Genomic DNA, 4,960 nt, shown 5'->3' on the forward strand with positions numbered 1-4,960 from the left:
GAGGCCACCAATCAGAGTAGCTTCCTCAAGTTCAACAACCAAGACGGGCTGCTGAAGAACTTCATGAAGAACTTCCTCAAGCAGTTCAACGACCCGACTCGCTTCGGACTCTACAAAGTCCTTGCAAGCAACGTCGAGCAAGGCGTAGAGAGCCTTCGCTCCTCCTTGCAGAATCGGCGCCACCCCGCCTCCGAAGAGCTCCTCAAAGCACAGCAAGTGTCCTTCGAAGACTTCCTTCCCATGCAGAAGCGCGCTACCGCTATCGATCCCGAGAAGATCGACTGGCGTATGCTCGAGGATCTCGGCCTCAGCCGCGAGAAACTCGAAGCCAGTGGAGCGCTCGAAAAGATGCTCTCCTGGCAGAAGAGCGACCTCCTACCCATCGCTGTACCCTACGGCAATAGCTCGATCTACACCGAGGCACGCCTAGCGTTCCGTACCGACGATGATGGCAACATCGGTCTTGCCGTTCATGCCATGCGCAAGGAGCCTCAGCTTGACTTCCCCTACATGGGCTACAAGTTCAGCCCCGAGGATAAGGCACAGCTCCTCAAGACGGGCAACCTAGGCAAGACCATCGAAGTCGTCACCAAGCAAGGAGAGCTCTTTGACGCCTACGTATCCATTGACCCACAGACCAACGAGCTCCTTGCCCTACGTGCTGATCGTGTATCCATCCCCAAGGAGATCAAAGGGGTGACGCTCTCTGACCAGCAGTACAAGGATCTCGTCGAAGGTAAGGCGGTCAAAGTAGAGGGCATGACCTCCAAGAACGGCAAGTCCTTCGACGCTACGCTTCAAGTCAATGCCGATAAGAAGGGCATCGAGTTCATCTTCGGCGACAGCAAGAGTCTCCGGGAGCGTCAGGAGCAGTCTCTCTCCCCAGGGCAAAGCCAGGGCGCTCCCCGCAAGCTCTGTGGACTTGAGCTGACCGAGAAGCAGCGCGAGGCTCTTGACTCGGGACGCACCCTCTACCTCAAGAACATGGTCGACAAGGAGGGTAAGCACTTCAACGCCTACGTCCGGATGGACAGGGAACAGAACCGTCCACGCTTCTTCAAGTACAACCCCGAGAAGAAGCAAGAGGTCGAAGCCGTAGCCGAAGGACACAAGACCCAGGTAGCAGTGAACAACGAAGGCAAAACCAACGAAGCGACCAAGCACCTCAAAGAGCCCCTCAAGTCTGAGCAAACAGAACCCACAGCCGATCAGAAGCAGAAGCAAGAGCGTAAGGCTCGTCGTGGACGTAAGCTCTAAGGATGACAGCAAAGACACAAGACCATGACGACCTGTATCATCGCAGAAAAGCCCTCTGTAGCTCGTGATATTGCCCGCATCGTCGGGGCTACACACCCACAAGACGGCTTCATCGAGGGCAAGGGCTACCTCGTCACTTGGGCATTCGGCCACCTCATCACCCTAGCCCTGCCCGAGCACTACGGACTCGGTACATACAAGGCCGATGAACTCCCCATCCTCCCTCAGCCCTTTCAGCTCATCGTTCGACAAATCCGCAAGGGGAAAGCCTTCGAAGACGACCCGACAGCCCTCAAACAGCTGAAGGTGATCCGCTCCTGCTTCGAGCGCGCCGAGCAGATCATCGTTGCTACCGATGCAGGAAGAGAAGGAGAGCTTATCTTCCGCTACATCTACACCTACCTTGCCTGCCGAAAGCCCTTCCAGCGGCTATGGATCTCCTCCCTCACCGACAAGGCGATTCAGGAGGGGCTCGCCAAGCTCAAACCAGGGGAGCAGTATGATGCACTCTACCAGGCAGGCAAAGCTCGTAGCGAGGCCGACTGGCTCGTCGGCATCAATGCCAGCCGAGCGCTCTCGATAGCTCGCCGTGGAGCCTATTCGCTGGGGCGCGTACAGACCCCGACACTTGCCCTGGTATGTCGTCGCTTCTTAGAGCACCAAGGCTTCTCATCCCGCCCCTACTGGAAGCTCCTTGCCACGATTGAGCAAGACGGCATCCTCCTCAAGGCGCTTTGTCAAGAGCACTTCGAGGAGAAGGATGCAGCACAAAGCGTCCTAAGCGAGCTAAGTAGTCAGCCTCATCTGATGGTCCTATCGGTCGATCGGAAGTGCACCGAGACCCCACCTCCGCTCCTCTTTGACCTCACCACGCTTCAGAAAGAGGCCAACCGCAAGCACGGCTTTTCGGCCGACAAGACCCTGTCGCTAGCCCAAGCGCTCTATGAGAAGAAGATCATAAGCTACCCCCGTACCGGGAGTCGCTACATCAGTGAAGATGTCTTCGAGACCATGCCTTCTCTACTCCATCAGCTTGGTGTCACGCTTGGCCAAGCGCTTAATCGACATGCTGTCGATGATCATCGAGTGACCGACCATCATGCCCTCCTCCCTACAGGTGAGTCCCCCGAGGGGCTATCCCCTGAGGAGGCGACGATCTATCAGATGATTCGCAGCCGCTTCATCGAAGCCTTCGCTCCCAACAGCGAAGAAGAGCGCATGCAGGCGGAGCTGAGCGACGGGACCTACCGCTACAGCTGGCGGGCTACCCGTAGACTGTCGCTAGGCTGGAGAGCTTATTCGCAAGACGGAGGAAAGGACAAAGCGGAGGCAACAGACGACGAGGACAAGCTCCTCGAACGACTCCCCACGCTCGCCGAAGGGGAGCGCTTACCCCTTCGTCACACTGAGATCACGGAGCATCAGACTAAGCCTAAGCCTTTGTTTACCGAAGCCTCCCTGCTCTCCGCCATGGAGTATGCTGGGCGGGAGCTGACCGATGCCGAGAGTCGCAAGGCGATTGCCGAGTGTGGGCTCGGGACACCCGCTACCCGCGCAAGCATCATCGAGACACTCATCCTACGCGAACTCATCTGTCGGGAAAAGAAGACGCTCCTCCCCACAGAGAAAGGGCTTTCCATCTATCAGCTCGTCAAGGACCAGGAACTAGCCAATGCCGAACTCACGGCTAACTGGGAGCTCTCCCTCTCAGCCATCGAAGCGGGGAAGGCTTCTGCCGAGGACTTCGCTCTCCGGATCAGAAGCTACACCACAGACATCTGTCACAAGCTCCTTGCCCTGCAGGCTAATGCTCCAGCCTATCCCTTCTATCGCTGTCCGCTCTGCGCCCAGGACTCCGTGGGCATCTTTGCCAAGATCATCAAGTGCCGCAACGAGGCGTGTGGCTTCCACTTCTTCCGAGAGATCTGCGGGGTAAAGCTCACAGAAGCACACATCAAGGAACTCCTTACCAGTAGACGGACCGGCCTTGTCAAAGGCTTTCAGAACAAGGCAGGCAAGAAGTTCAACGCCCATATCACCCTACGGGAAGACGGATCCACAGCCTTTGAATTCGCCTCCAAGGGTAGTCCTCAAAGGAGTCGCTAATCTTCCTCGGGAAAGTACCTTATCAATCGAGAAAAAGTGGCTAATCTTTTGCCCAAAAGATTAGCCAATTTTCGGTGGAACTTTAGTGACTTTTCGGACGACCTCTAGAATCCCCCCTCAGAAGCACAAACTCAGCTATGCCTTACAACAAGAAAGCCGTACTTGCGGCCAATACCCAAGCGATCCGTATCGTCCTTCGACTTGAGAAAGAGCAAAGGCTAGCCACCGAAGAAGAGCGGATCATCCTTGGCGCCTACCAAGGCTTCGGAGGACTCAAATGCGTACTGAATCGTACCGAACAGCCTGAGGATATTCGCTACTGGGCAAAGTCCGAGCAAGAGCTATTCAAGCCCACCTGCGTCTTGAAGCAGCTCATCTACCGAGAAGCTCCCGATGCTCTGATCGCCAAGCGCTACTGGGAGAGTATCAAGGCTAGTGTCTTGACCTCCTTCTATACCGACACGCGCATAGTCTCTGCCATCGCCACAGCCTTAGCTGAGACCGGTGTGGAGTTTCGCTCTTGTCTGGATCCATCATCTGGGATAGGAGCCTTTGCCGATACCTTTGCCCCTTATGTTCGCCGTGTTGATGCGCTCGAAAAGGACTTACTCACGGCTCGGATAGCCCAAGCACTCCATCCCCTTGGAGAGAGCAAAGTCACGGTTCGCCAAGCACCCTTCGAATCCCTCGGTGAGCTCGCTGAAGCGGACCGGTATGACCTCATCACAAGTAACATCCCCTTCGGTGACTTCATGGTCTATGATCGAGCCTACTCCAAAGGGAAGGATAGCATCAAGCGGGAAGCGACACGCACCATCCACAATTACTTCTTCATCAAGGGGCTGGAGAGCCTACGAGAGGGTGGTGTCCTGGCGTTCATCACGTCGCAGGGATTGCTTGACTCCCCCTACAACGAGATCTTCCGACGCTATCTGATGGAGCAGAGCCGACTCATCTCGGCCATTCGCCTACCCTCGGGTATGTTCTCAGAGCGCGCGGGGACCGAGGTCGGTAGCGACCTCATCGTCCTGCAAAAGCAAACGGGCAAGGGGATAACACCAGGCGAAGAAGAGCGCTTCGTACGCACCGCAGCCGTGCCCAGTGGCGATGGCTTCTCCATAGCCTTTACCCACAACTCGCTTTTTGAGGGCCCATGGGACGAGGTCCGCTCGCATACGATCGCGACCGAGCGAACCATGGGAACCAATCCCTACGGGAAAGCAGCCTGGGTATACCAATTCGATGGCGACATGGACGAGATGGCTGACAGCCTGCGGATACAGCTTACTCAAGATGTAGCGCAGCACTTCGACCGAAAGCTCTACAACACAGGAGTCGCAACGACTGAAGAAGAACGCCAAGCTGAAGCCGAGAAGAAGCTCCTTGCTCTCGGAGTGACCGTAGGATCCCCGCAAAAGGAGGCTCAGAAGAAAGACCAAGAGAGAGACGATGCCTTTAAGCTGATACCTAAATCTATCGAGAAGAGCCTCCCCCGGCTCTACACGACAGAGAAAGAACTCCTCGGTGATCGTACCGCCTATGCTCGCTACTTCTTCCCCGCTGGAGCTTACACCGCCTACCTCCTGGAGTACGACCC

The 4,960-nt window shown here is 56.2% G+C and carries 3 protein-coding genes; all 3 read left to right on the top strand.

From position 1 onward, the window contains the following. Positions 1-1,257: DUF4099 domain-containing protein (locus tag HMPREF1323_RS08020; protein ID WP_009433651.1), on the top strand; the 1,257-nt coding region annotated here is incomplete at its 5' end. Between the two features lie 24 nt (positions 1,258-1,281). Further along, on the top strand, positions 1,282-3,363 hold the full coding sequence (locus HMPREF1323_RS08025) for a type IA DNA topoisomerase (protein ID WP_009433650.1): 2,082 nt from the start codon (positions 1,282-1,284) through the stop codon (positions 3,361-3,363). A 137-nt stretch (positions 3,364-3,500) separates the two neighbouring features. Beyond that, positions 3,501-4,960 (top strand): N-6 DNA methylase (locus tag HMPREF1323_RS08030; protein WP_009433649.1); only part of this gene is annotated, 1,460 nt, incomplete at its 3' end.

This window comes from Porphyromonas sp. oral taxon 279 str. F0450 (assembly GCF_000292995.1).
In the GTDB taxonomy this organism is placed as follows: domain Bacteria; phylum Bacteroidota; class Bacteroidia; order Bacteroidales; family Porphyromonadaceae; genus Porphyromonas; species Porphyromonas pasteri.

Coding starts and splice junctions, on each gene's coding strand:
- HMPREF1323_RS08025 (WP_009433650.1), top strand. CDS start 1,282: ATGACGACCTGTATCATCGCAGAAAAGCCCTCTGTAGCTCGTGATATT.